General features: G+C 60.5%; 1 protein-coding gene. It reads right to left on the reverse strand.

The window, feature by feature from the left end:
* Positions 1 to 57: 57 nt before the first annotated feature.
* Positions 58 to 267 (reverse strand): hypothetical protein, encoded by a 210-nt coding sequence (locus MTQ10_RS31040; RefSeq protein WP_247474166.1) that lies wholly within the window; start codon positions 265 to 267, stop codon positions 58 to 60.
* Positions 268 to 377 lie beyond the last annotated feature (110 nt).

The following is a 377-nucleotide window of genomic DNA, read 5'->3' on the forward strand; positions in this document are numbered from 1 at the left end:
GCTCCACAGCGCGATCGGAGACACCCCGCCCCACGAATACGAGACCAACTACTACGCTCAACACCAGCCCCAACCGGTGGCTGGAGTCAACACATAGAGCCTCCACCGATCCCGGAGCGGTTCATTGTCCGCTACCCACTTCGGGCACGCCCCATCCGTATTGTGGACGAGCAGATACGTTGTGCCGGTTGAGACGTAGTAGGTATGGAGGTCATCGACGGTGAGGTCGTAGGCATCCTTCAGGCTCTGCCAATGAGAAGTGTGCATCGTGAAAACTGCACGTCAGGTGGGCTGGTGTGCGTAGGTGTCGGGACGCTCGGCCAGGTCCGGGGCGATAGTCCAGCGACAAGATCGTCGGTCATCAGCGGGCGACTTCC

Origin of the sequence: Streptomyces sp. XM83C, from assembly GCF_023072675.1 — a bacterium.
In the GTDB taxonomy this organism is placed as follows: domain Bacteria; phylum Actinomycetota; class Actinomycetes; order Streptomycetales; family Streptomycetaceae; genus Streptomyces; species Streptomyces thermocoprophilus.